The organism is Herbihabitans rhizosphaerae (assembly GCF_004216555.1).
Taxonomy (GTDB): Bacteria; Actinomycetota; Actinomycetes; order Mycobacteriales; family Pseudonocardiaceae; genus Herbihabitans; species Herbihabitans rhizosphaerae.
The window spans coordinates 19,026-44,250 of sequence record NZ_SGWQ01000006.1; the positions used below are offsets into that span (position 1 = coordinate 19,026).

A 25,225-nucleotide genomic window follows, 5' to 3' on the forward strand; every position below is an offset into this window, starting at 1 on the left:
CCGCCCCGCTACCTCGTGAGCAGCAGCGCGTCGCCGACCGCCCGCTGGCCCGTGGCGTCCGAGGGCATCGTGATCATCGTGCCGTTCAGCACCATCGTGGTGGAGCCGCCGCCGTCGAGGTTGACCGCGTCCACCGCGCCGAGCGACCTGATCAGCTCCGCGGACTCGGCCACGCCGAGCCCGTCGCTGTAGCCCGGCTGGCGGCCCGCCGAGGTCAGCAGCAGGATCCGGCCGCGCCGGTCCACCCCGAGCACCATCCTCGGGTTGCGCTTGATCGCCCAGGCGTACGGGAACGACGGCTCGCCGGGCCGGTCGATGCCGTCGGCGCGGAAGTCGATCTCCACCCGCCCGTCGCGCACCAGCCGAGGACCGCCGTTGACGATGTCGTCGCCCGGCCCGAGCCGCACCTCGCGGCCCTGCTCGTCGGTGATCACGTGGCGCACGGCCAGCGTCGCGCCCGGCTTCCCGTGTGCCCGCAGCCAGGTCTCCCCGGAGCCGATGCCGGCCAGCACGCCGCCGCCCGCGGGCACCGGCCCGCCGCGCGGCCGCAGTTCGAGCACCAGACCCGCACTGTCCAGGACCGCCTCCACACCCGGTCCGGCCGGTGTCGGCACGCCCAGCTCTGGCGTGAAGGCCACGATCTCGTCCGGGTCGGTGCAGGTCACGTCGTGCAGCGGCCGTTCGGTCGGCTGGTCGCCGCCGACGCCGCCGCAGTTGCGGATCTTGCCCGGCACCCGGTTGATGCCGTCGACCAGCTCGACGGTCTGTCCCGAGTGGACGGTCGAGCGGGTGCTCATCCGTCCGAACTCCGGCCGCAAACCGTTGCCGCGCAACGTGATCGCCACCCGCCCGTTGGTCGCCGCACTCTGTGGACGGCCGTCGTAGGCGGCGATCCCGGCCGAGGCGCCCGGCACGCCGTCGACCGCCTCCATCACGAAGAAGCCCGCGTTCACGCCGAGCAGCGCGCCGGCCGCCATGTCGGTCGTCAACTCCCGGCCGGCGACCGCCGTGCCGTAGCTGCCGCGCAGCTCGCCCCGGTAGCGGTGTGGGTCGATCACGGCCACCTTCACCTGGGCCGTCCCGGTACCGGGCACGCCGTCGCCGCCGGTCCACTCGCTGACCGCGTCGAAACCGGCCGCCTTGATCGCGTCGCGCTGCCGGTCGGCCTGGTTCTGGCCGCCGAACTCGCCGACCCGCACCCGGCTGCCGAGCGCTCCGGACACGTCGGCGCCGTCCGGCCAGCGCACCTGTTCAACCCGGGCGGCCAGGCCGGCGGCGGTGAGCCGGTCGGCGGTGGCCCGCGCGTCGGCGTCCGTGCCGAGGTGCGCGCCGTCGACCAGGACGGTCACCGTCCAGTGGTCCGCGCCCGGACGACCGGTGATCACGCGGTGGTATAGCTCGACGCCGTCCGCGACGTGCTGGTGCCGCCAGTGCGTGAACGGGTCGCGCGCCTGGGACGCGGAGTGGGCGACGCTGCCGGGCACCACGAGGGTGCCGACCACGGCGGCGAGCAGAAGCGTTCGGGTGCGGTTCATGCCGGGCATTCGACCACCGCAGCACGTCGCACGTCCGATCGGCGGGTGTCCGCCCGGCGAACTCTCATCCCCGCGAGGCTCGACCGCCTCCCCGGCATTTCCCAGTAATGGGTGCCTTCCAGCGCAGTGCCGTGCCGTCGTCACCGGGGCTGGGTCGCGTCCCGTTCCCCTAAGGTGCGGCTGCTTGGCACTCGCGAGTCCCGCGCCCTGCACCCGCGAGTCCCGCGCTGTGCACCCGCGAGTCCCGCGCTGTGCACCGGTGAGTTCCGCGCTCTGCATCACCGGTCCGCCTACGCCGCGACGTGGTGGAACCGGAGGGCGTCGCGCAGCTCGTTGATCATCCGGGTCGGATCGCGAAGATCGTCAGCCGCCGCACGCACCACCGTCCAGCCCCGCCGGCGCAGGTCAGTCGCCCGCGCGGCATCGGCCACCTCGCGCCCGAGGTGCGCCTCATAGCCGTCGTATTCCAGCGCCAGCCGAGCCTCCGTCCAGGCGAAGTCGAGGCGGTACAGCACCCGGCCGTGCCGATCGTGGACTTCGTGCTGCGGCTCCGGCAACGGCAGGCCCGCGTCGAACAGGATCAACAGCAGCCAGCTCTCCGCCGGCGACTCCGGCAGCCCGGTCGCGAGATCCAGCAACGTGGCACCTCGGCGCCGGCCACGCGGGTCGTCCCGATCGGCGATCCGCGCGTCGATCTCGGCCCACAGCTCCGCCTTGCGCTCACGCGGAGCCAGCGCCAAGGCCTGATCGGCGCACGCCAACGCCGTGCCGGGCTGTGACCGGCAGAGCAGGTCCGCGATGACCTTGTCGAGCGCCAGCACCCGAAGCCCGTCGACCTCGACCACGTCCGACGGCTCGAACCGCCCGTGGTGCACCACGAGACCGATATGCCGCCGGTGGAGTTTGCGGCCGTATCCGACCAGGACGTGCACGGCGCCGGGATCGGCCGCGGTGCATCCATGCAGGTAGGCGGCGGTATGACTGGTCAGCACCGCGTCCGGGCCGACCATTGTCAGCGCCGCGCACGCGCGTGCCCTGAACTCGCCGGCCTGTCGCCGTTGGATCAGCACTCCACGGCAGTAGCGCACCAGCTCACCGCGGTTGATCAGTCGGCCGACCGCGGAGCGGCCGATGCGCGACGCGAGATCTGCCTGGACGTACACGCCGTAGCGGCTTGGGGGTAGATCGGTCATGCCCCACGGTGACCCGCCGCACGGGCGCATCGGGTCGGCCGGCGGCAATCTGTGGATAACCCGGGCCTGTGGACAACTGCCTGAGCGCGGGACTCACCGGTGCGGGGCGCGGGACTCGCGAGTTACCCGGCGGCCATCCCGGCAAGCGCGGCGTGAACCATCACCCGGACGCCGGCGAGCAGGGCGCGCTCGTCGAGCTGGAAGGTCGGTTGGTGCAGGTCGTAGGTCGGGCCGACGCCGTCCCACACGCCGAGACGGGCGAAGGAGCCCGGCACGTGCTCGAGGTACCAGCCGAAGTCCTCGCCACCGGAGGACTGCTTCGTGCCGGCCAGCGCGTCCTCGCCGAGAGCCGCCTCCACGCCGGCCCGCAGCAGCGCGGTCGCCTCGCGGTCGTTCACCACCGGCGGCACGCCTCGGCTGTGCTTCAGCTCGAACCCGACACCGGTGGGCACCAGCAGCGAGCTGACCAGGTCCTCGACCAGCGGCCTCAGATCGGCCCACACCTCGTGGTCCCCGGTGCGCAGGGTGCCGCGCAGCACGCCGTCCTGCGGCACCGCGTTGGGCGCCTCGCCCGCGTGCACCGCACCCCACACCAGCACGGTCCCGGACCGCGGATCGATCCGCCGGGACAGCAGCGCCGGCAGCCCGGTGATCACCGTGCCGAGCGCGTGCACGAGGTCGGCGGTCAGGTGCGGCCGGGACGTGTGCCCACCCGGCGAGGTGAGCCGCAGCTCCAACAGATCGGTCGCGGAGGTGATCGCGCCGACGCGGGTTCCCACCCTGCCGACCTCGATGCGCGGGTCGCAGTGCAGGCCGAAGATCGACTTCACGTCGTCGAGCCCGCCGGAGGCGATCACGTCCAGCGCGCCGCCGGGCATGACCTCCTCGGCCGGCTGGAAGATCAGCCGCACGCCGCCGGGCAGCTCGGGCGCGGACGCCAGGGCCAGCCCGGTGGCGATCAGGATCGCCGTGTGCGCGTCGTGACCGCACGCGTGGCACGAGCCGGAAACCGTTGAGGCGTAAGGCAGTCCGGACATCTCGGTGAGCGGCAGCGCGTCCATGTCGGCGCGCAGGGCAACGCGCCCGCCGTCGCCGGGGCCGATGTCGCACAGCACGCCGGTGCCGGTCTCCAGGACGATCGGATTCAGACCGACCGAGCGCAGCACGTTCGCCACCATCTCGCTGGTGCCGAACTCGCGCCGGGACAGCTCCGGGTTCGCGTGGATGTGGCGGTACCAGGCCATCACGTCGCCGGCGTGCTCGGCCAGCCACTGGTCGAGCCAGGACGGACCTCTTCCGGCGCCGACATCGGTCACAGAGGGCATCCTCACCCCACTGCTGGTGATCAGCACATCGGAGCCGTTCCCATCGGAACGACGACTCCGGTCCCCCGGCAACTCGGGCCGGGAGTCAAGCACAGTCACGGACCCTCCACACGGTGGAATCCCCAGGCGGGCCTAATACTGCAACATGGACGGGTTGCGCAACTATCGAGTTCCGACTTCACCCGTTCGCCGGTACGCGTCGTGCGGCGAACGGTAGTCGATCTTCACTGCCGCCGTCCCGTGCTCACATAGTGGGACGACAGGCGGTCGGGACTACGAGCCCTGGACCTTCGCCCGGTGCTTCGTGCGCGCCCGGCGGCCGACCACGACGAGCACCAGCAGCACTCCGCAGGTGATGCCCATGGTCAGCTTGCGGCGCGATTCCGTGCGCTGTGCCTCGGTCTGCGCCGGGTCGAGCTGCGGACCGGCCGGCGCGGTGGTGGACGGTGCCGGCACGGGCCGGGTGCCACTGGGCGGGGGCTGCTCCACCCCGGCCGCCTGCACGGCGACGGGTGCCGGAGCAGGCGTCGCGACGGCCTGCGGTGCGGTGAGAACCGCGAGCAGCGCGACAGCCGCCGCGAGGAGCAGCCGGAATGACACCTGACCTCCACGAGTCAACAGACGAGCGCACCACAGAGTAGTGGACGAACTACACGATTCGGTGACGACGAGCCATCAGTGCCAATACGTCGCCGGCGGCCCGGCCAGTTCGGGCTGCGGGCCCGGCACCGGCGGCCGCGCCTGCGCGGACACCGCCGCCTTGATCTTCGCGATCCCGTACAGCAGGTAGCCCGCGGCGATCACCCCACCGAGGAACCCGAGCACCACCAGCGCGAAGTCCTCGTCGTCCGGATCGAGGAAACTGCCGTACAGGCCGAAGTCGCCGATCAGGAAGTACACGAGGTACGCCGACGGGAACACGATCCAGGTCAGCGGGTGCCACCAGCGCGCGTTCGCCTGGTCGCGCCCGACCGCGATCCAGTCGATCAGCACCACCAACGGTGTGATCAGGTGCTCGAACAGCGACCACGTCTCGTCCAGATCGCCTTCCATGATCGTCAGGAAGGTGATCGCGACCAGCAGCAGCGTCACCGTCAGCGCGCCGCGCAGCCAGGGCGACCGGGGCTCGTGCGCACGCCCGCCGGTGAACGCCGGATAGAGCAGCAGCCCGAGGTAGCACACGCCGACGAGCAGACTGGCGAGTTGACTCAGGCCGGCCCACGGGTCGCCCATGGTCGCCACCGCCGCGAAGAACCCGGTCAGCGCGCACGCGACGATCACCAGCCGCCACACGGTCACGCCGATCAGCACCCCGGCCGGCACCTTCGCAGGCGCGTGCATCGGTTGGTACATCGGCGGTTGCGGCGGATACGGCTGCTGGTACATGCCGAGATCAAATCACGATCGGCGATCGAACTCGTCGAGTATCCGCTCCGCCGCCAGCGTCGGGGTGAGCCGCCCGTCCCGCACCTGACTGTCCACATCGGACGCGAGCGCGCGCACGCCGGGGTGTTCGGCAAGCCGGGACAGCAGCGTCTCGCGCACCATCGTCCAGGTCCAGTCGACCTGCTGGGCGCGCCGCTTCTCCTCCAGCTCGCCGTTGGCCGACAGCGTCTCGTGGTGTTCGGTGATCTTGTCCCACACCGCGTCGAGCCCGATGTCGTTCAACCCGCTGCAGGTCAGCACCGGCACCTTCCACGTGGCGTCCGGCGCGCGCAGCAGCCGCAGCGCGCCGGCCAGCTCACGGGCGGCCTTGCGCGCGTCGGGCTCGTGCTCACCGTCGGCCTTGTTCACCGCGATCACGTCGGCCAGCTCCAGGACGCCCTTCTTGATGCCCTGCAACTGGTCGCCGGTGCGGGCCAGGGTGAGGAACAGGAAGCAGTCGACCATGTTGGCGACCGTCACCTCGGACTGGCCGACGCCGACGGTCTCCACCAGCACCACGTCGTAGCCGGCCGCCTCCATCAGCACGATCGTCTCCCGGGTGGCCCGCGCGACGCCGCCGAGCGTGCCGGACGTGGGCGACGGGCGGATGAACGCGTGCGGATCGACTGCCAGCCGCGCCATGCGGGTCTTGTCGCCGAGGATCGAGCCGCCGGTGCGGGTGGAGGACGGGTCGACGGCGAGCACGGCGACCTTGTGCCCGGCCGCCGTCAGGTTGCTGCCGAGCGCGTCGATGAAGGTCGACTTGCCCACACCCGGCACGCCGGTGATCCCGACCCGGTGCGCGCCTCCGGCCTGCGGCAGCAGCTCGACGAGCAGTTCCTGTGCCAGCGCGCGGTGGTCGGCGCGAGTGGACTCGACCAGGGTGATCGCCTTGGCGAGGATCCCTCGCTGCCCGGCGAGCACCCCCTTGGCGTACTCGGCGACGGCTATCCCGCCTCCCCGAAATTTTTCCGTCGTCACGTTGACATCCAAAGTTTCGCTGCGCGGGTCACCGTGGTCGGCTTGCGTCCCGTTCCCCTTAGGCGCGGTCCCAGCGTCGACACCTACTCACCGGGGCTAGGAGTGTGACCTTGTTGTTCGGCGAGTTTGGCGAGCAGACCGGCAGCCGCGTCGGCGATCACCGTTCCGGGTGGGAAGATCGCCGCGGCGCCGGCTTCGCGCAGCGCGTCGAAGTCCTGCGGCGGGATCACACCACCCACCACGATCATGATGTCCTCGCGGCCCAGCTCGGCCAGCTCCTCGCGGAGCGCGGGCACCAGCGTGAGGTGCCCGGCGGCCAGCGAGTTCACGCCGACGATGTGCACGTCCGCCTCGACCGCCTGGCGCGCGACCTCGCCCGGGGTCTGGAACAGCGGGCCGACGTCCACGTCGAAGCCGAGGTCGGCGAACGCGGTGGCGATCACCTTCTGGCCGCGGTCGTGCCCGTCCTGGCCCATCTTGGCGACCAGGATGCGCGGCCGGCGGCCCTCCGCCTCTGCGAACGCCTCCACGGTGCGCCGCGCATCGTCCACATTGGACTGCGAGCCGTCCTTGCCGACCTCGTCGCGGTACACGCCGGAGATCGTACGGATCTGCGCGGAGTGCCGGCCCCACACCTTGCCGAGCGCCTCGGAGATCTCGCCGACGGTGGCCTTCGCCCGCGCCGCCCGGACCGCGAGCGCCAACAGGTTGTCGTCCGTGTTCGCCGCACGCGTCAGATCGTCCAAAGTGGACTGAACGGCCGACTCGTCACGTTCTTCGCGCAGCCGCCGCAGTTTCTCCAGTTGCTGCGTGCGCACGCCGGCGTTGTCGACCTTGAGCACGTCGATATCCTCGTCGGCGTCCACGGTGTACTTGTTGACGCCGATCACCGGCTGGCGCCCGGAGTCGATGCGCGCCTGGGTGCGCGCGGCCGCCTCCTCGATGCGCATCTTCGGGATGCCGGCATCGATCGCCTTGGCCATGCCGCCGGCCTCGGACACCTCGGAGATGTGCGCCCAGGCCTTGCGCGCCAGCTCGTAGGTCAGCCGCTCCACGAACGCGCTGCCGCCCCACGGGTCGATCACCCGCGTGGTGCCGCTTTCCTGCTGTAGCACCAGTTGGGTGTTGCGGGCGATGCGCGCGGAGAAGTCGGTCGGCAGGGCCAGCGCCTCGTCCAACGCGTTGGTGTGCAACGACTGCGTGTGCCCCTGGGTGGCGGCCATCGCCTCGACGCAGGTGCGGATCACGTTGTTGTAGACGTCCTGGGCGGTCAGCGACCAGCCGGAGGTCTGGCAGTGCGTGCGCAGGCTCAGCGACTTCGGCGACGTGGGATCGAACTGCTTGACCAGCTTGGCCCACAGCAGCCGGGCCGCGCGCAGTTTGGCGACCTCCATGAAGAAGTTCATGCCGATCGCCCAGAAGAACGACAGGCGCGGGGCGAACGCGTCCACGTCGAGCCCGGCGTCGATGCCCGCTTGGATGTACTCCACGCCGTCGGCGAGCGTGTAGGCCAGCTCCAGATCGGCCGTCGCGCCGGCTTCCTGCATGTGGTAGCCGGAGATCGAGATGGAGTTGAACTTCGGCATTTCCGTGCTGGTGAAGGAAAAGATGTCGGAGATGATCCGCATGGACGGCTGCGGCGGGTAGATGTAGGTGTTGCGGACCATGAACTCTTTGAGGATGTCGTTCTGAATGGTCCCGGAGAGCTTGCCGTGCGGCACGCCCTGTTCCTCGGCCGCCACGATGTAGAGCGCCATGACCGGCAGCACGGCGCCGTTCATGGTCATCGAGACCGACATCTTGTCCAGCGGGATGCCGTCGAACAGCTGGCGCATGTCGTAGATCGAGTCGATCGCCACACCCGCCATGCCGACGTCACCGGCGACGCGCGGGTGGTCGGAGTCGTAGCCGCGGTGGGTGGCCAGGTCGAAGGCGACCGAGAGGCCCTTCTGCCCGGCGGCGAGGTTGCGCCGGTAGAACGCGTTGGACTCCTCGGCGGTGGAGAAGCCGGCGTACTGGCGGATCGTCCACGGCTGGCCGACGTACATGGTCGGGTACGGGCCGCGCAGGTACGGCGCGATGCCGGGGTACGTGTCCAGGAAGTCCACTGTGGACAGATCGTCGTCGGTGTACACCGGCTTGATGCCGATGCCCTCCGGTGTCTCCCAGGCCAGCGCGTCGACGTCCTTGCCGGTGCTCTCGGCGACGGCCGCGCGCCACTCCTCGTAGCTCGTGCCGCGTGGCTCGCCGAGCTCGACGGTGGAGAAATCGGGAATGCTGGCACCCATCCTGGGATGGTACGACCGCCGCGCGCACACCCCCAGTCGACTGTTACCAATGCCTCACGTGCCGCGAGTCCCGCGCTCAGACACCCCGAGTCCCGCGCCCTGCATCGTGCACAGCGCGGGACTCACCGGTGCACAGCGCGGGACTCGCGAAACAAGTAGGACTCGATCGGTCCTACTTGTGCGGCACACTCGAGGAATGTCGGAAACCACGCCGGCGAGGTTGCTCCGCCTGCTGTCCCTGCTGCAGATGCACCGGGACTGGACCGGCACGGAGTTGGCCGGCCGCCTCGGCGTCACCACCAGGACCGTGCGCCGCGACGTCGACCGGCTGCGTGAACTGGGCTATCCGGTCAACGCCACCATGGGCGCGGTCGGCGGCTACCGGCTCGGCGCCGGCGCGGCCATGCCTCCGCTGCTGCTGGACGACGACGAGGCGGTCGCGGTCGCCGTCGGCCTGCGCACCGCGGCCGGCGGCAGTGTCACCGGCGTCGAGGAGCCGTCCCTGCGCGCGCTGACCAAGCTGGAACAGGTCCTGCCGTCCCGGCTGCGGCACCGCGTTGACGCCATGGGGCGCGCGATGGTGTCGATGCGCCCGACCGGTGCGCCGACCGTGGACGCGGAGACGCTCACCACGATCTCGGCGGCGATCCGCGCGACCGAGACGCTGCGGTTCGACTACGTGCGCCACGACGGCGGCGAGTCCCGCCGGAACGTCGAGCCGCACAAGGTCGTCTCCTGGGGCCGCAAGTGGTACCTGATCGGCTGGGACACCGCACGGACGGACTGGCGCACCTTCCGCGTGGACCGCATATCGCCGCGCACCCCGAACGGGCCGAGGTTCGCCCACCGGGAGCCGCCGGACGGCGACGTGGTGGCCTATCTGAAGCGCACGATGGGCTTCGAGATGTGGCCCTACCGTTGCCGCGTCCGCCTCCCCGTCCCGGCGTCGGAGATCGAGGGCACCGTCGACGGCGTCGTCACGCCGATCGGCGAGCGGTCCTGTCGCGTGGAGATGCCCACCGAGTCGTTCGACATCGTGATCATGGTGCTCGGCATGCTGGACATGGACTTCACCGCCGAGTCGCCGCCGGAGTTCGTGGCGCACGTGCGGAAAATGTCGCGACGGCTCGGTGCCGCGACGAGTTGAATGGTCAAGGTGGATCTCGCCGACGCCATGGAGCGCAACCTCGCCGCGCACTGCCACCTGCACCGCGCGACGCCCGGCATGACCGTGGTGGAGACCAGCGACCTGCTGACTACGTCGGCCACGTCGACGGCGTGCCGGTCGCGTCCGGCGAGGCGTTCTTCGGCGGCGGTTCGGATGCACATTCCCGGCCAGGGTGAGCGCGCCGTGAGAGAACGATGAGAAGACTCTCATCCACGCTCGGTCAGGACAGGAATTCCACCGTGGAACGCAGCACGGCGAGCGCGTCGCAGCCGGTGTAGACGAACCCGTCCACGCCGGCTTGCTCCCACGCCTCATCGGGCTTGCCGGCCAGCAGCACCTTCTTCGCGCCGGCCTGCTTGAGCGCGGCGGCCACCGGCCCGGCGTAGTCCTCGTAGGACCGGTTCGACCCGCACAGACACGCCACCGTCGCCCCGCTGTCCACGAAGGACTTCGCGATGTCGTCGGGCGTCTCGGTGGGCCCGGCGTCCGGCGTCTCGATCCCGGCCGCGCCGAACAGGTTCGCCGCGAACGTCGCCCGCGCGGTGTAGAACGACGGTTTGCCAAGCGTGGCAAGGAAAACCGTCGGACGGCTGCCGGTCGACTCCAGGTGCCGGTCGGACCAGTCGCGCAGTTTCTCGAAGTCCTCGGCGTAGCGCCGCTTGGGCAGCCCGCCGCTCGGTGCGGCCGGTGCCGGCTCCCGTCGCGGCAGCTTCTCGGCGACGTTCGGGAACTCGCTCACACCGGTGATCGCGTCCGTCCTGGTGGCGATGTTGCTCGCCCGTTCGGCGGCCGTCGCGGCCAGCCGCTCCGCGACCAGCCCACTGTCCACTGTGGACACGATCCCGCCGGCCGCCTCGATCTCGGTGAACCAGGCCCAGGCCGCGCGGGCCAGATCGTCGGAAAGCTTTTCCACGTACCAGGATCCGCCTGCCGGGTCGATCACACCGGCCACCTTGGACTCTTCGAGCAGCACCGACTGGGTGTTGCGCGCGATCCGCCGGGCGAACGAGTCCGGCAGCCCGAGTGCGGCGTCGAAGGGTTGCACCGTAACGGAATCCGCGCCGCCGACGCCCGCGCCGAAGCAGGCCAGCGTGGTGCGCAGCATGTTCACCCACGGGTCGCGGCGGGTCATCATCGCCGAGGAGGTGACCGCGTGTTGTAGTTGCGGCTGCGGCGCTGCACCGGACACCTCCAGCACCCTGGCCCACAGCCGGCGCGCGGCGCGCAGCTTCGCGATCGTGAGGAACTGGTCGGCCGTCGCGGCGTAGCGGAACTCGAGCTGACCGGCCGCCTGATCGACCGACAGCCCGGCGCCGGTGAGCGCGCGCAGGTAGGCCACCGCGGTGGCCAGCGAGCAGCCGAGTTCCTGCGCGTCCGAGCCGCCCGCGTCGTGGTACGGCAGCGCGTCCACCATGATCGTGCGCAGTGACGGATAGCTCGGCGCCACCCGCGCGGCCAGCGCCGCCGCACCGTCCACATCGGACGGTTGACCGGTGGCTGCGTGCCTGCCGATCGGGTCGGCGCCGAGGTTGCCGCGCACGGCACTGGCCGGCACGCCCTTGTCGGAGTGCACAGCCAGCAGCTCGTCGGCCGCGGCGGCGAAGTCGGCACCCGCGTCCAGCGTCACCGGCGCGAGGTCGGTGTACACCTCGTGCAGCACGTCGGCCAGCGAGCCGAGCGGCAGGCCGGCGTCGCCGAGCACGAGCCACAGCGAGGTGACGCCGTTCTCCAGGTCGGCGAGCACGGCGCGCTTGGCCGCGACCGGATCGGGGTCGGCGTGCCGGGCGCGCACGTCCCAGCCGGTGGCCAGGTGCCCCTCGGGACGGCTGCCTCTGGTGAACGGCGGCAGGCCGGGCATGCCGGCGGGCGGCGACACGTCGTCGGAGGTGTAGAGCGGGCGCAGCGTGATGCCGTCGTAGGTGGTGCTGGCGAGCAGTTCCTCCGCGTCACCGGTGAAGTTCTCGCCCACCGCGCCGAGCTTGCGCAGCACGCCGGCCACCAGGCGCTGCCACTCGGCGCGCTCGGGCGCGGCGAACTCGGCGGCGAGGCTCAGCTCTTCCGGCGGAGTCGTCATGCGTCGCAATGCTACGGAAACGCCGCGTCAACGCCAGGTCACGGCCGTGTGAGGCTGCCTACTTCTGGAAAACCCACGCACGAGCGCGGAACTCACCGGTGCAGAGCGCGGGACTCGCGGGTGCAGGGCGCGGGACTCGCGCCCACGACGTGGCCGTCCAGCTCAACCGGAGTCCCGGGGACGGCGGCCTTGTCCGAGATATCGTGACACCGTGCCCGAAGCGTCTCCACCCGTCCCCGAGCGATTGATCGCCGGCCGGTACCGGCTGCGCACGCTGGTCGGGCAGGGCTCGATGGGCACCGTGTGGGAGGCCTACGACGAGTATCTTCACCGCCCGGTCGCGGTGAAGGAGGTGCGCTTGCCGCCCGGCGTGCCGCAGGCGGAGGCCGACGAACTGCGCGAGCGGACGCTGCGCGAGGCGCGCGCCATCGCCGTGCTGGCCCACCCCAACGTGATCACGCTGCACGACGTGGCCCGCGAGGACGGCGAGCCGTTCGTGGTCATGGAGTACATGCGCGCCCGCAGCCTGGCCGACCTGATCAAGTCGCACGGTCCGCTGGCCACCGCGCAGGCCGCGGCGATCGCCGACGCGGTGGCCGCCGCGCTGCAGGCCGCGCACCAGGCGGGCATCACGCACCGGGATGTCAAGCCAGGCAACGTGCTGGTCGGCGAGGACGGCCGGGTGAAGCTGACCGACTTCGGCATCGCGCGCAACGTCAGCGAGCGCACCATGACCCGCACCGGGATCATGCTCGGTTCGCCGGCGTTCATCGCGCCCGAGGTGGCCACCGGCGACGACGTGACACCGGCCGCCGACCTGTGGGGCCTCGGCGCGACGCTGTTCGCCGCCGTGGAGGGCCGCGCGCCCTACGACCCGGACGGCGAGGCGCTGGCGACGATCTCCGCCGTCGTGCACGGCGACATCCCGCAGCCGGAGAGCACCGGTCCGCTGCGCGAGGTGATCACCGCGCTGATGGTGAAGGACCCGAACCGGCGCATCGACCTCGCCGAGATGCGCAGGCGGATCTTCCCGCTGCTCCCCGAGCCGGACCGGCCGCTGTTCACGACGGAGGAGTTCCACGCGCCGCTGCCGGACGAGCCGGAGCACGACGAGACCGACCTGATCGACCCCGTCTCCGACGCCGAGGCGCCCGCCGCGCCGCCGACCCCGCCGCTGGCCCCGGACCCGGGTCCGCTGCCGTTCCGCACCGCCCCGCACCGCACGACGGGCCGCCGGCGCCGCACCGCGCTCGCCCGCACGTTCGTGGTGCTCACCGCGATCGTGCTGTTCGTGATCGCCACGGCCGCCGGGTTCGCCGCGACGAGAACGCTCGGCGGCAAGGAGCTGCTGCCTCCGGCCGCGGAGACCGGCACGAACCTGCTGCCGGGGAACACCGCGCCGATCCGCGAGGCCGAGCTGCAACTGCAGCCGGCGGACGCCAGCACGCTCAAGGGCAGCCGCGGCGGCGGGTTCATGGTCACCGCGCCGAAGGACTGGGCGAAGTTCGTCGAGCAGCGCGAGAACAAGTCGCTGCTGTCCAGCGTGCGCGTGCACTTCGTGTCACCGGACGGGAAGAACGTGCTGGCGGTCGAACGGTTCCCGATGTTCTTCCCCGGCCGCACCGTGCGCCAGTACATCGACGCGCTGCGCGCCGGCGCGGGTGGGCAGGACTTCCGCACGATCGAGCCGCGCGAGTTGCCGCCGCGCTCGGCCACCGGCGAGGAGCGGCCCACACAGTTGGACTACCGCACCGCGGAGCGCGGGGCGTCGTCGAAGGACGATCAGCAGGCGTTCGCCAGGCGGACCACGTTCAGCCAGATCATCCCGCTGGACGCGGACCTCTGGGTGATCAGCCTGACCGTGCCGATCGAGGCGGAGAACAGCGGCCGCGACCTGTTCACCAAGATCGCGCCGATGTTCATGATCACTGGGTGAGGCCGCGTTCCCGGAACAGGCGAGCCGAGGCGTCGACGTGCGCCATCCGCCTGATCGCGGCGAACGCCGCCTCGCCGAGAATGGTGCCGATGACCACGCCTTCGAGGATGGCCTCCAGGCCGCCGAGCTTGCTCACGTAGTCGAGATCCTCACGCGCGATCCGTTGTGCCGCATCGAAATACACGTCGAAGTGCTTGCTCAGCTCGCTGTGGCCGAGCTGGTCGAGCCCGACGAGTACGCCGGCCAGTTCGTCGCGGTGCGGGTTGCCCTGATCCACGTGCCAGCCGTGCCGCTGGACCATCTCGTCCACGGTCGCCCGCGCCTCGGCGAACGACTCACCCTCGCCTGAGGTCGTCCGGCCGATGCTCTTGGCGACCACGCCGAGCATCTCGTGCAAGGGCTCGTCGGCGGCGGTGTCGATCGCGTCGAGCACGTCGCGCACCTTGGCGACGGGGAGTCCGCCGACGTCGATCAGCGCCCTGATCAACCGCAGTCTGCGCAGGTGACCGTCGTCGTAGCTGGCCTGGTTCGGGCCGGTCCGCTCGCCGGCGGGCAGCAGGCCCTCGCGCAGGTAGTACTTGATCGTCGGCACCGGCACGTCCGACCGGCGGCTCAGCTCCGCGATGCGCATTCGTTCTCTTTCCGTTCGACAAGGACCTTGCTGAAACCGTCCTCAGTGTGGATAGTGTAACTATCGATAGTAGATAGCACCACTATCCACACCTGGGAGTCCCCCGATGACCACCGTTTCCGTACGGCCCGCCCTGAGACGAGCGATGGACTGGCACCGGCCGCTGATGTACTTCGCCGTACTGATGGCCGTAACCGGAGTCTTCTCGCTCGGCGGCATGCTGTTCGACGACCGCATCCTCACCGGAGTGCCGGTGTGGCTCAAGCCGTTCAAGTTCTCCGTCTCGCTCGGCATCTACGCCGTGACCTGGGCGTGGATGATGTCGCTTCAGCAACGCCCGCGCCGCTGGATGTGGTGGGCCGGCACGGCGATCGCCGTCCTACTCGCCGCCGGCGAGATGATCACGATCGTCACGCAGGCGGCGCGCGGCGAGCTGAGCCACTTCAACAACACCTCGGCCTTCGAGTCGAACCTGTTCACGATCATGGGCGCCTCGATCGCGATCGTGTGGGTGCTCAACGTCGTCCAGGGTGTCGTGCTGCTGCGCGAACGCCTCGCCGCGCGGCCGTTGGCCTGGGCGATCCGACTCGGCGTGATCCTGTCGCTGGCCGGCATGGCGGTGGCGTTCTTCATGGCCGCCGGACCGACGCCCGAGCAGCAGCAACTCCTCGAGCAGGGCGTTGAGCCGGGCGCGATCGGCGGGCACGGCGTCGGTGTCGTGGACGGCGGGCCGGGCCTGCCGATCACCGGCTGGAGCACCACCGGCGGTGACCTGCGGGTGCCGCACTTCATCGGCATCCACGCCATGCAGGCGCTGCCGCTGCTGGCCGGTCTGCTCGGCCTGGCCGCCAGCCGGTGGACGCGGCTGCGTTCGGAGATCGTGCGCACCAGGTTGGTCGTGGCCGGCGCGATCGGCTACGGCGGGTTGCTGGCGATCACCACCTGGCAGGCGTTTCGCGGGCAGTCGCTGGTGGCGCCGGACGGGCCGACGCTGATCGCGTTCGGGGTGGTCGTGGTGATCGCCACGCTCACCGCCCTGAGCGCGCTGTCGTCCGCGGACCGCGAGGAGGTGACCCGATGAGCGCGGTGTTCGACTGGTCGTTCTTCGTGACGATTCCCTTCTGGGGCTTGATGATCCTCGCTCCGACGTGGTCGTGGACGCGGCGCATCGCCGGCTCGCCGTTCATCGTGCTGCCGACACTGGTGACCTGGCTGATCGCGGCCGTGCCGGTATTCGGTCCACTGTGGACATTGGTCACCAACCCGTCGCTGACCGGGTTCCAGGAACTCCTCGCCGACCCGGCCGCGGTGACCGCGATCTGGGCCCAGATCATCGCCTGGGACCTGTTCATCGGGCGCTGGATGTACCTGGACAGCCGCGATCGCGGCGTGCACCCGCTGATCATGGCGCCGGTACTGGTGCTGACCATCCTGCTGTCCCCGGTCGGTCTGCCGCTGTACTTCGCGATCCGTTCGCTCGTCCGGACGCCGGCGCCTCACGTAGGCTCCCCGGCGTGACGGGCGCAACGGACATCGCCGAGGCCGCTGCGGCGGAACTCGGCAAGCGGACAGGGGTCGAGAAGCACGACGTGGCGGTCGTGCTCGGATCGGGATGGCGGCCGGCCGCCGACGTGATCGGCGAGCCGGAGTCGGAAGTCGAGGCGGCCGAACTGCCGGGCTTCGCCGCCCCGACCGCGGTCGGCCACGGCGGCACGATCCGCTCGCTTTCCCTTGGTAGCAAACGGGTTCTGGTCGTACTCGGGCGCACGCACCTGTACGAGGGCAACGGCGTCGCGCAGGTCGTGCACGGCGTACGCACCGCGGCCGCGGCCGGGTGCCGCACGGTCGTGCTGACCAACGCGGCCGGCGGGCTGCGCGACGAGTTCCAGGTCGGCCAGCCGGTGCTGATCTCCGACCACCTGAACCTGACCGCCACCTCCCCGCTGGTCGGCGCGAACTTCGTGGACCTGCTCGACCTGTACTCCGCGAGGCTGCGCACGATCGCGCGGGAGATCGACCCGTCGCTCGCCGAGGGCGTGTACGCCGGGCTCCCCGGGCCGCACTTCGAGACGCCGGCCGAGATCCGCATGCTGCGCACGATGGGCGCAGACCTGGTCGGCATGTCCACCGTGCTGGAGGCGATCGCCGCGCGGGCGGCCGGCGTGGAGGTGTTCGGGCTGTCGTTGGTGACCAACCTGGCCGCAGGCATCACCGGCGAGCCGCTCAACCACCAGGAGGTCATCGAGGCGGGCGCGGCGGCGGCCACCCGGATGGGCTCGCTGTTGCGCGAGCTTGTCACCCGGGTGTAGCCGCCGTCCCTGTCAGGCCTGCGTCGCCTTGGCCTTCTCGGCGGCGCGGGCCAACACCTTGCGGCCGTACACGTGCCGCGCCACGACCGCGAGGCCCCGGTTCACCAGGTGCTGCGGCAGCGGCATCGGACGCAGCACGTCGACGATCAACACGACCCGCTCCTGCGGACAGTCGTTGTACACCTCGTGGTTCCAGCTGTCGTCGAACAGCACGCTCTCGCCCTCGCGCCAGGTGTACTCGGTGTCCTTGACCCGGATCCGCGGCGGGCGCTCGTCCGGCACGACCATGCCGAGGTGGTAGCGGAGGTAGCCGCAGTACGGCCCCTCGTGCTCCGGCACCGACTTGCCCGGCTCCAGCACCGAGAAGAACGCCTGGAACAGGTTCGGGATCTTGGCCAGCGCGGCGGTCGTCGCCGGGCAGCGCGACGAGTTCGGCTCGGCGCGCTCGCCCATGGCCCACAGGTAGAAGATCTTCCACTGCTCCGGTGAGGCGTCGGAGATCGTCGCCTGGTCGGGATCGAGATCGTGGTACGCCGGCAGCGTGTCCCGGTTGCGCAGCACCTCGTCCAGCTCCGCGCGGATCTCCGGATACGCGGCGTCCAACTGCAGTAAGGACGGGTAGGTCTTCTCGACGTCGAACATCACCGGACGGTTTTCGCCGCCCGCGGTCTTGCGGAACCAATCGCTGACCGTGCGCTGAACGGGTTTGAGGTCCATCTGGTTACCTCCATTGGCGGGACCTGCTCTTCTGGGGAACCAGACTTCCCGTGATCCGGGCGTGCACGGCTCGGGGAACGACCCTGACTTTTCCCTGAGCCCGGCGTCGTCTCCAGGCGTACGCCGGCACACCACCAACCCCGGTCATTCGATCGTCCCCACGAGACCGTGCTACCAGCACTCGTCCCTGCTCGCCACAACGTTTCGGGCACACTGACCCCATGACTGCCGTAGTGATCACCGAGGCGCCGGGACGAATCGGACGAACGCCGTACACCGGACGCGGCCTGGACGGTGTGGCATGACCGAGCGACTGACGTCCGACCTACGGGATCGTACGTTCCGGTGGATCGCCGACGACCCGGACAGCGCCGCGCAGGCCGAGCTGCAGCAATTGCTCGCCCGCGCGATGGGGGCCGACCCGACCGCGGTGACGGAGCTGGCCGACCGGATGGACGGCACGCTCCAGTTCGGCACCGCCGGTCTGCGCGGGAAGGTGCGCGCGGGGTCCAACGGGATGAACACCGCGGTCGTGGCCACCACCACGGCGGGCGTCGTGCAATGGTTGCGCCTCAAGGGAAACCTCACCGGCACGGTGGTCGTGGGCCGGGACGCGCGGCACGGCTCCGACCGGTTCGCGGCGGAGGCGGCCGGCGTGTTCGCGGCGGCCGGGTTCGACGTGCGCACGCTGTCCGAGCCGTCGCCCACCCCGCTGCTGGCCTTCGCCGTGCGGCACCTCGGCGCGGTGGCCGGCGTGCAGATCACCGCGTCGCACAACCCGCCGGCGGACAACGGGTACAAGCTCTACGACGAGTCGGGCGCGCAGATCGTGTCGCCGGCGGACCGGGAGATCGAGGCGGCCATCGGCGGGGCCGGAGCGGCCGTCATGGTGGACCGCGGCGGCGCGTCCACGCCGGTGGGCGATGACCTGCTGGAGGCGTACCTTTCGCGGGTTTCCTTGCTGGCCAAGGGATCCACTCGCACACTGCGGATCGCGGCGACCACCTTGCACGGCGTCGGGGCGGCCACGTTGCGCGCCGCGCTGGAGCGCGCCGGGTTCACCGACACGCACCTGGTCGCCGAGCAGGCCGAGCCGGACCCGGACTTCTCCACGGTGGCGTTCCCCAACCCCGAGGAGCACGGCGCGACCGACCTGCTGCTGGCGCTGGCCGCACGGGTGGAGGCGGATCTGGCGATCGCGCTCGACCCGGACGCGGACCGGTGCGCGCTCGGCGTGCCGGGCCCCGACGGCGCGTGGCGAATGCTGCGCGGCGACGAGACCGGCGTGCTGCTCGGCGACCGCGTACTGTCCACTGTGGACAGACTGACGCAGCCGGATCCCTTGGTGGCCACCACGATCGTGTCATCATCGATGCTGCGATCGGTCGCGGAGAAGCACGGCGCGCGGTACGCCGAGACGCTGACCGGGTTCAAGAACCTGGTGCGCGCCGGCGACGGCCTGGTGTACGCCTACGAGGAGGCGCTCGGGCTGTGCGTGGACCCGGCGTCGGTGCGCGACAAGGACGGGATCTCGGCGGCCGTCCTCGCCTGTGACCTGGCCGCCGAGCTGAAGGCGGCCGGACGGACGGTGCTCGACGCGCTGGACGACCTGGACGTCGCGCACGGCGTGCACCTCACCGGGCCGGTGACCGTGCGTACCGAGGAGCCGGGACGGCTGCTCGCCCGCGTTCGGGAGAACCCACCGTCCACAGTGGACGGCAAGCCGGCCGCCGTCGAGGACCTGTTGCCGCGCACCAACGGCCTGCGGATCACGACCGACGGCGTGCGGGTGGTGATCCGTCCGTCCGGGACCGAGCCGAAGCTCAAGGCGTACGTCGAGGTCGTCGAGCCCGTCGCCGACGCCGACGCGCTGGCCGCCACCCGGGAACGCGCTGCGGCACGCCTGTCGACCGTGTCCGGCGAGATCGAGTCCCTGCTGGTCTGAGATTCGTCAGCTCTGCTCGGCGACCCATTGCTCGGCGGCGGCTCTGATCTCCTCGGCCGGGACGTCGCGGTCGTGGCGGGCGAGGCACCAGCGGATGCCGAACGGGCAGCGCAGCACGCCGATCCGATCGCCCGAGAAGACGTCCTCCGGCTTGCTGATCGCGGTCGCGCCACGCTGGATCGCCCGCTCGAAGATCCCGTCCACATTAGGCGACATCGTGCGAGACCTCTTGTGCGACAAGGAGAGCTTGCCCGCCCCCGGCATTTCCCAGTATTGGGAGCCTTTCGCGAACAACTGCGGTTGCGTCGTCACCGTGGCTGGGTGACGTCACGGTACCCCTTGGGTGCGGCTGCTTTGAGCAGTGAGAACCGAATTCGTCCACGACTTCCGCCGCGCCGGTCCCTACCTGATCACCACGGCACGATGCCCTCGTCGGAGTGGAACTCGGCGGTCGGCGGATTGTCCATCGTGGACAGTCGCACGGCGCTCGTGGCCGCCTCGGCCACCGTACGGATGCCCTGGTGGTCGTTCATGTCGGTGGCGGTGTAGCCGGGATCCATCGCGTTGACCGTGATCCCCTCGTCGCGCAGTTCGTTGGCCAGCATGATCGTCAACGCGTTGAGCGCGGCCTTGGACGAGTTGTAGGCGGCGAACGGCTTCGACGCCGCCACACCGGCCGGGTCGGACAGCACCGTGAGCGACCCCAGCGCGCTCGACACGTTCACGATCCGTGCGCGATCGGCCTTGCGCAGCAAGGGGAGCATCTCGTTGGTGACGGTCAGCACGCCGCCCACGTTGGTCGCGTAGGTCTGCCACAGGACCTCGAGCGTCGCGCCGACCACCGGGCTCTCACCGGCGCTCAGGATGCCCACGTTGTTCACCAGCACGTCCAGCCGCCCGTGGTCCCGCTCGATCTCCTTGGCCGCGTCGGCGACCGACTCCGCGTCGGTCACGTCCAGCTTCGCCAGCCGCACGTCGGCACCGCCGGCCACGAGGTTGTCCACGGCCGCCCGGCCGCGTCCCTCGTCCCGCGCGCCGACGAGCACCGTGAACCCGTGCTCGCCGAGCTGCCGGGCGATCTCCTTGCCGATTCCCTTGTTCGCGCCGGTGATGAGCGCGATCTTCTTCGTTGCCATGCCACCACCGTGGCCGGGCGGCGCGCGGCGCGGCAGAGACGGCCGAGCCGGGGACCGGCGATCCCTGCCTGAGCGCGCCCACGTTTGTCATGCTGGGTGTCATGGACCGCCGTGAACTCGCCGACTTCCTGCGCAGTCGCCGGGAACGGGTGCGCCCGTCGGACATCGGCCTGCCGGTCGGCCGGCGGCGGCGCACGCCAGGGCTTCGACGCGAAGAGGTCGCCGCGCTCGCCACGATCTCGGTCGACTACTACACCAGGCTGGAGCAGGCACGCGGCCCGCGACCGTCCCGCCAGGTGCTCGGCGCGCTGGGCCGCGCGCTGCGGCTGTCCGACGACGAGCGCGCGTACCTGTTCCGGCTCGCCGGCGAGCAGCCGGAACCGCTCAACGGGCCGCCGAGCACGGTCCGGCACGGTGTGCTGCACCTGCTGGAACGGCTGGACGACACACCGGCGATGGTGATCGACGCCAAGCACGAGGTGATCGCCTGGAACCGGCTCGCTGCCGCGCTGATCGCCGACTTCGGTTCACTGCCGCCGCGCGACCGCAACATCCTGCGACGCCGATTCCTGTTGTGCGACAAGGACGGTTCACGTTTCGGCAGCGAGGAGTCCGACCAGTTCGCACGCGAGGCGGTCGCCGATCTGCGTGCCGCCGCCGCGCGCTATCCGGACGACCCCGCGATCCGCGCGCTGATCGACGAGTTGCTCGCGGGCAGCGAGGAGTTCGCCGGGCTGTGGGCCGAGCGCGAGGTAAGGGTGCAGCGCGGCCTGTGCAAGACGATCATCCATCCGGTGATCGGCCCGATCGTGCTCCAGTGCGAGACGCTCCTGGTGCCCGACCTGGACCAGCGGGTCGTGATCTACAGCGCGGAACCCGGCACGCCGTCACACGACGCGCTGCGACTGCTCAAGGTGATCGGCACCCAGGACATGCGCTCGGAGACGGTCTGAACCGCCTGTCACGACACGTCCCCTGGCCGGATCGTGACCGGGCGTAGTTCCCCGATCCGGCAGGCGTCCGGAGCGGACATCACACGGAGGTACCGCGCTTCCTCCGGATCTCCGGGAGGAGGCAGACCGAGCACCGCGCGAATCGGCCAGACCGGGTTCTCCGAGCCGTAGAACCACGACACCCACTCGGGCATGAGCGGATCGGCCACGTCTGGCGTGCGAAAGGCGACGCTCTTTCGATGGCTGTGCAAGATCACGACGTCCGCCCTGGTCGGCCACGGGAAGATGGCCGCGATGACCTCCGGCGCCTCTCTCGCGCCGATCAGGCGCCGGCAGGGCCGTGGCTGGGCACGAGCCGGGAGGGTTCAGAGGCCGCTCGTGTCATGCCGTTGGGGAGGTGTGGCGTCGTCCATCCGCAAGAGACGGACCGTGCACGTGGCGGCCCTGCCGACACCTTGAGCTTCGGTGGCGGGAGCACCGGTCCCAAGGACCGACGCGTCTACACTCGGCTACATGTCCGGCGACCTCGCGGAGTCGCTGAGGGCCGCGCGGGTAGCCGCTGATGTCTCGCTCGCCGCACTCGCGCGACGAACGCACTTCTCCAAGGCCGCCTTGGGCCACATCGAGACCGGCCGCCGCGCGGTGCGTCCGGAACATGTGGTCGCCTACGCACAAGCCCTCGGCGTCCCCGTGGCCGCGCTCTACGGGCCGCCCACGGACCCGCTCCGCCGCGCACACGAGTGGCTTGTCTCGTCCCCTGTCACCGAGCATGCCCGCGCCGGCCGGTATGTCGGCGACTCACTGGTGGCCACGTTGGAACGCCGCGTCGTCGAGCTTCGCAGACTGGACGACGAACTAGGCGGGCGCGACCTGTATCCCTTGGTGCGTAATGAACTCAGCGACGCGGAGGCGCTCGCGAGAGAAGCGTCCTACGCGGACGCGACGGGTCGGCGTCTACTCGCCGTCGTCGGACAGCTATCGCAACTCGCGGGTTGGGTCGCAAGCGACGCGGGCCGGCACACGGAAGCGGAACACGTCTACCTGTCCGGTGTGCACGCGGCAGATGCGGCGGGAGACCGCACCCTCGGCGCACAGCTCCTTTCAACCTTGAGTTACCAGCTTGCGAACGTCGGTGACCCGCGCGACGCGGCCTTGCTCGCGCAGACGGCTGTCGCTGGAGCTGAGGACGCGCCGCCGATAGCTCGCGCGCTCCTCCTGGAGCGCGTCGCCTGGGCATCCGCCCGCGCGGGTGAACGTGGTGCGGCCGCGCGGGCGCTGGACGCCGTGGACGATGCCTACGCCGACCGTGGAGGCGACGCGGAGCCCGACTGGGTGTACTGGCTCGACCGGCGTGAGATCGACGTCATGGCGGGCCGTGTATTCATCGCGACTGGCGAACCGGAGCGTGCCGAACCGCTGATCACGTCCGCGCTCGACGGCTACGGCGGGTCAGCTCGAGAGCGCGGCCTCTACCTGGCGTGGCTGGCGGACGGATACGCCCGTGCCGGGAACCTCGACGCCGCGCGAACCACGCTGGTCAAGGCACGGAAGGCGGCCGACGGCGTCGGATCGACCCGGCTGGATCGCGTCCTGGCGGACGTTGCCCCCGGAAGCTCGGCGCAACCACGGTCCGGCCGGCCGGCGTCTGGCGGCTACTGAGCGGCACCCGGCCTCAGGGCGTGGACTGACCGGTGGGAGCGGTGCTGTTCCCGCCGGTCGGGGTGGGCGTCGTGGTGGGAGGCGTGCTGGTCGTCGGCGGTGTCGTGGTGGGCGGCGGCTCGGCCGGCCGAGTGGTCGTGGCGGACGAGCCGCCGCTGGGGCGCTCACCGCTCGGGGTCGGTGAGGTCGAGGAGGGCTCCTCGATCGGCCCGCCGTCCGGCTGCCGTCGCTGCTCGCCGCCCTTCGATCCGCCGCCGATCTGGCCGATCGTGGTCTTGCCGTCGGTCCCGGTGATCGCGCCGCCGGTGGCGTACTCGATACCGGTCAGCGCGAGCATGCCGATCACGAACGCGATCGCGCTGGTGCCGATGATCAACGGCCAGCGGAACTTGCGCGGTCGCCCGGCCCGCTCCGGTTCGGGTGCCACCGTCGCCGCTGACGGCGTGACCGGTGGCACGATCCGGGTGCGTTCGGTCCGCGTGACCGACAGCGCGGCGGCGGCGTCCTTGGTGCGCTTGAGCGAACGCACGTACAGCTCACCGCCCACGGTGGTCACCACGCTGGCGATCCCCGCGCCCATCACCGTTCCGGCCACGCCCAGCGTCGACCCCAGAATCGCCGCCGTCACCGCCGCGAGCGCGGCGGCGATCACCTGCACCGGCCGAACGCCATTGTCGTTACTGTCGTTGTCCCGTGTCTTTTCCTCGCTCATGATCCCGATCTGTTCGCCGACCTCTCCACCACGCGAACGGCCGAGCGTCCCGCGGTGCTCCCGAAACAGCGGGAAGGTGAGCATCACAACAACGAGGCAACCGTCCACAGTGGACCGAAGTCAGTCCACTGTGGACGCGATCTGGACTTGCCGAATGGCCATGGCTGACGGCAGGCTCGGGGCGTGTCTCGTTTGCTGATCGTGCACCACACGCCGTCGCCGCACACCCAGACGATGTTCGAGGCGGTGGTGTCCGGGGCGACCGATCCGGAGATCACCGGCGTCGAGGTCGTCCGCCGGGCGGCGCTGGCCGCCACCGCGGTGGACGTGCTGGAGGCGGACGGCTACCTGCTCGGCACGCCGGCCAACATCGGGTACATGAGCGGCGCGTTGAAGCACTTCTTCGACACGGTCTACTACCCGTGTCTGGACTCGACGCGGGGCCGGCCGTACGCGCTGTACGTGCACGGCAACCAGGGAACCGAGGGCGCCGTGCGCGCGGTGGAGAGCATCGTGACCGGCCTCGGCTGGGAGAAGGCGGCCAAGCCGGTGGTGATCATGGGCGAGCCGTCCAAGCAGGACACGCAAGCCTGCTGGGAGTTGGGTGCCACCGTCGCCGCGAGCCTCACGGGCTGACGCCAGGGCCGCCCGCGAGTCAGAAAGTCCGGCCGGCGCGTTCAAAACGCTCCTCGGATCGATCGGAGTGTGCGGCCTCTGCGGCGGTCCCGCGATCGGTAGCGGGAAGCGCAAGGACGACGGCACAACCAACTCCTACGATTCTCGACCCGCTTGGCACCCGGACATAAAAGGGAAATGTCATGTCGACTTTCCGATAGATCTCATTGATTACGACGGGCAAAGGTTTCTATGTCGGCAGGTGCGATGCACGGCTACAATTACGTTCCATAATTTTTCTGGCGTCTTTTGGCGCCGAACGGGCACGAGTGACCCGTATGTATATGTCGATCCACACGAGACACCCGAAGTTCAGGCCGCTTTGGAGGAGGCCAGGACTGCTAAGTTGGCGCACCGCCGTGAGCTACGGGAGAAGGCGCTACAGCGGCTCGCGGAGAAATCCGACAACGGCGAGTAAGGCGAGGTGCAACCCCGCCTTGCGCTCTGCTAGCTGTTCGGCACCTGCCGATGCGCGAGGCGGACATGCGCCGTAATGGCCAACTCCGCCCAGTCCGCGCCGATGCGGCGCCCGTCGACTCGGTGGCCGCACTCGTATGGGCAGA

General features: G+C 70.6%; 24 protein-coding genes. 10 read left to right on the forward strand and 14 right to left on the reverse strand.

Going from position 1 to position 25,225, the window contains the following annotated elements:
* Positions 1-8 precede the first annotated feature (8 nt).
* The 7 genes from EV193_RS18440 to scpA all read right to left on the reverse strand — a co-directional run bounded on the left by EV193_RS18440 (position 9) and on the right by scpA (position 8,747).
* A complete protein-coding gene (locus tag EV193_RS18440) occupies positions 9-1,535 on the reverse strand; it encodes a phosphodiester glycosidase family protein (RefSeq protein ID WP_207222702.1) in 1,527 nt (508 codons plus the stop codon).
* Between the two features lie 290 nt (positions 1,536-1,825).
* Positions 1,826-2,728 carry a DUF559 domain-containing protein gene (locus EV193_RS18445; protein ID WP_242613490.1) on the reverse strand — a complete coding sequence of 301 codons (903 nt, stop codon included), beginning with the start codon at positions 2,726-2,728 and terminating at the stop codon, positions 1,826-1,828.
* 122 nt (positions 2,729-2,850) lie between these two features.
* Entirely contained in the window at positions 2,851-4,152 is a 1,302-nt protein-coding gene (locus EV193_RS18450; protein WP_130345428.1) for an amidohydrolase, read from the reverse strand.
* A gap of 174 nt (positions 4,153-4,326) precedes the next feature.
* Positions 4,327-4,653, reverse strand: coding sequence for a hypothetical protein (locus EV193_RS18455; protein ID WP_130345429.1), 327 nt, complete (start codon positions 4,651-4,653; stop codon positions 4,327-4,329).
* Positions 4,654-4,728: 75 nt separating this feature from the next.
* Positions 4,729-5,439 carry a hypothetical protein gene (locus EV193_RS18460; RefSeq protein ID WP_207222703.1) on the reverse strand — a complete coding sequence of 237 codons (711 nt, stop codon included), beginning with the start codon at positions 5,437-5,439 and terminating at the stop codon, positions 4,729-4,731.
* Positions 5,440-5,451: 12 nt separating this feature from the next.
* The gene (gene meaB / locus EV193_RS18465) at positions 5,452-6,459 is read right to left on the reverse strand and encodes a methylmalonyl Co-A mutase-associated GTPase MeaB (protein ID WP_423202185.1); all 1,008 of its coding nucleotides are present in this window, start codon (positions 6,457-6,459) and stop codon (positions 5,452-5,454) included.
* Between the two features lie 83 nt (positions 6,460-6,542).
* Complete coding sequence (gene scpA, locus EV193_RS18470; protein ID WP_130345430.1) at positions 6,543-8,747, reverse strand: methylmalonyl-CoA mutase; 2,205 nt, start codon at positions 8,745-8,747, stop codon at positions 6,543-6,545.
* A 196-nt stretch (positions 8,748-8,943) separates the two neighbouring features.
* Here scpA and EV193_RS18475 point away from each other — a divergent pair, with 196 nt between their 5' ends.
* Entirely contained in the window at positions 8,944-9,894 is a 951-nt protein-coding gene (locus EV193_RS18475; protein WP_165401405.1) for a helix-turn-helix transcriptional regulator, read from the forward strand.
* The gene (locus tag EV193_RS33765) at positions 9,895-10,113 is read left to right on the forward strand and encodes a hypothetical protein (protein WP_207222704.1); all 219 of its coding nucleotides are present in this window, start codon (positions 9,895-9,897) and stop codon (positions 10,111-10,113) included.
* Positions 10,114-10,135: 22 nt separating this feature from the next.
* On the opposite strand, the gene EV193_RS18485 is transcribed toward EV193_RS33765, so the two are convergent.
* Positions 10,136-11,989: a methylmalonyl-CoA mutase family protein gene (locus tag EV193_RS18485; RefSeq protein ID WP_130345432.1), complete on the reverse strand. Its 1,854-nt coding sequence runs from the start codon at positions 11,987-11,989 to the stop codon at positions 10,136-10,138.
* 292 nt (positions 11,990-12,281) lie between these two features.
* Between EV193_RS18485 and EV193_RS18490 the strand changes: the two genes are divergently transcribed.
* A complete protein-coding gene (locus tag EV193_RS18490) occupies positions 12,282-13,925 on the forward strand; it encodes a serine/threonine-protein kinase (protein WP_130345785.1) in 1,644 nt (547 codons plus the stop codon).
* Here EV193_RS18490 and EV193_RS18495 read toward each other — a convergent pair.
* Entirely contained in the window at positions 13,915-14,556 is a 642-nt protein-coding gene (locus tag EV193_RS18495; protein ID WP_130345433.1) for a MerR family transcriptional regulator, read from the reverse strand. The genes EV193_RS18490 and EV193_RS18495 overlap by 11 nt on opposite strands.
* A 106-nt stretch (positions 14,557-14,662) precedes the next feature.
* Between EV193_RS18495 and EV193_RS18500 the strand changes: the two genes are divergently transcribed.
* Genes EV193_RS18500 through EV193_RS18510 form a run of 3 tightly spaced genes read left to right on the forward strand, consistent with a single transcriptional unit; the run spans position 14,663 to position 16,865 of the window.
* Entirely contained in the window at positions 14,663-15,637 is a 975-nt protein-coding gene (locus tag EV193_RS18500) for a hypothetical protein (protein WP_130345434.1), read from the forward strand.
* Positions 15,634-16,074: an ABA4-like family protein gene (locus EV193_RS18505; RefSeq protein WP_130345435.1), complete on the forward strand. Its 441-nt coding sequence runs from the start codon at positions 15,634-15,636 to the stop codon at positions 16,072-16,074. Before EV193_RS18500 ends, EV193_RS18505 begins: the two co-directional genes overlap by 4 nt.
* Positions 16,071-16,865, forward strand: coding sequence for a purine-nucleoside phosphorylase (locus tag EV193_RS18510; RefSeq protein WP_423202186.1), 795 nt, complete (start codon positions 16,071-16,073; stop codon positions 16,863-16,865). Before EV193_RS18505 ends, EV193_RS18510 begins: the two co-directional genes overlap by 4 nt.
* 12 nt (positions 16,866-16,877) lie before the next feature.
* On the opposite strand, the gene EV193_RS18515 is transcribed toward EV193_RS18510, so the two are convergent.
* Positions 16,878-17,582, reverse strand: a complete 705-nt coding sequence (locus EV193_RS18515; RefSeq protein ID WP_130345436.1) for an aspartyl/asparaginyl beta-hydroxylase domain-containing protein — start codon at positions 17,580-17,582, stop codon at positions 16,878-16,880.
* A 301-nt stretch (positions 17,583-17,883) separates the two neighbouring features.
* On the opposite strand from EV193_RS18515, the gene EV193_RS18520 reads away from it, so the two are divergent.
* A complete protein-coding gene (locus EV193_RS18520) occupies positions 17,884-19,527 on the forward strand; it encodes a phospho-sugar mutase (RefSeq protein ID WP_130345437.1) in 1,644 nt (547 codons plus the stop codon).
* Between the two features lie 6 nt (positions 19,528-19,533).
* On the opposite strand, the gene EV193_RS18525 is transcribed toward EV193_RS18520, so the two are convergent.
* Both EV193_RS18525 and EV193_RS18530 read right to left on the reverse strand, forming a co-directional pair.
* On the reverse strand, positions 19,534-19,839 hold the full coding sequence (locus EV193_RS18525) for a VOC family protein (protein WP_130345438.1): 306 nt from the start codon (positions 19,837-19,839) through the stop codon (positions 19,534-19,536).
* Between the two features lie 98 nt (positions 19,840-19,937).
* Complete coding sequence (locus tag EV193_RS18530) at positions 19,938-20,663, reverse strand: SDR family oxidoreductase (protein WP_130345439.1); 726 nt, start codon at positions 20,661-20,663, stop codon at positions 19,938-19,940.
* Positions 20,664-20,764: 101 nt separating this feature from the next.
* Here EV193_RS18530 and EV193_RS18535 point away from each other — a divergent pair, with 101 nt between their 5' ends.
* Complete coding sequence (locus EV193_RS18535; RefSeq protein ID WP_130345440.1) at positions 20,765-21,616, forward strand: helix-turn-helix transcriptional regulator; 852 nt, start codon at positions 20,765-20,767, stop codon at positions 21,614-21,616.
* Positions 21,617-21,624: 8 nt separating this feature from the next.
* Here the strand turns inward: EV193_RS18535 and EV193_RS18540 are convergent, their stop codons facing one another.
* Positions 21,625-21,825: a hypothetical protein gene (locus EV193_RS18540; RefSeq protein WP_165401406.1), complete on the reverse strand. Its 201-nt coding sequence runs from the start codon at positions 21,823-21,825 to the stop codon at positions 21,625-21,627.
* Positions 21,826-22,129: 304 nt separating this feature from the next.
* On the opposite strand from EV193_RS18540, the gene EV193_RS18545 reads away from it, so the two are divergent.
* Positions 22,130-23,275 (forward strand): helix-turn-helix domain-containing protein, encoded by a 1,146-nt coding sequence (locus EV193_RS18545; protein WP_130345442.1) that lies wholly within the window; start codon positions 22,130-22,132, stop codon positions 23,273-23,275.
* A 13-nt stretch (positions 23,276-23,288) separates the two neighbouring features.
* Here the strand turns inward: EV193_RS18545 and EV193_RS18550 are convergent, their stop codons facing one another.
* Positions 23,289-23,987: a hypothetical protein gene (locus EV193_RS18550; RefSeq protein WP_130345443.1), complete on the reverse strand. Its 699-nt coding sequence runs from the start codon at positions 23,985-23,987 to the stop codon at positions 23,289-23,291.
* 183 nt (positions 23,988-24,170) lie between these two features.
* Between EV193_RS18550 and EV193_RS18555 the strand changes: the two genes are divergently transcribed.
* Complete coding sequence (locus EV193_RS18555; protein WP_130345444.1) at positions 24,171-24,623, forward strand: flavodoxin family protein; 453 nt, start codon at positions 24,171-24,173, stop codon at positions 24,621-24,623.
* Positions 24,624-25,225: the final 602 nt, after the last annotated feature.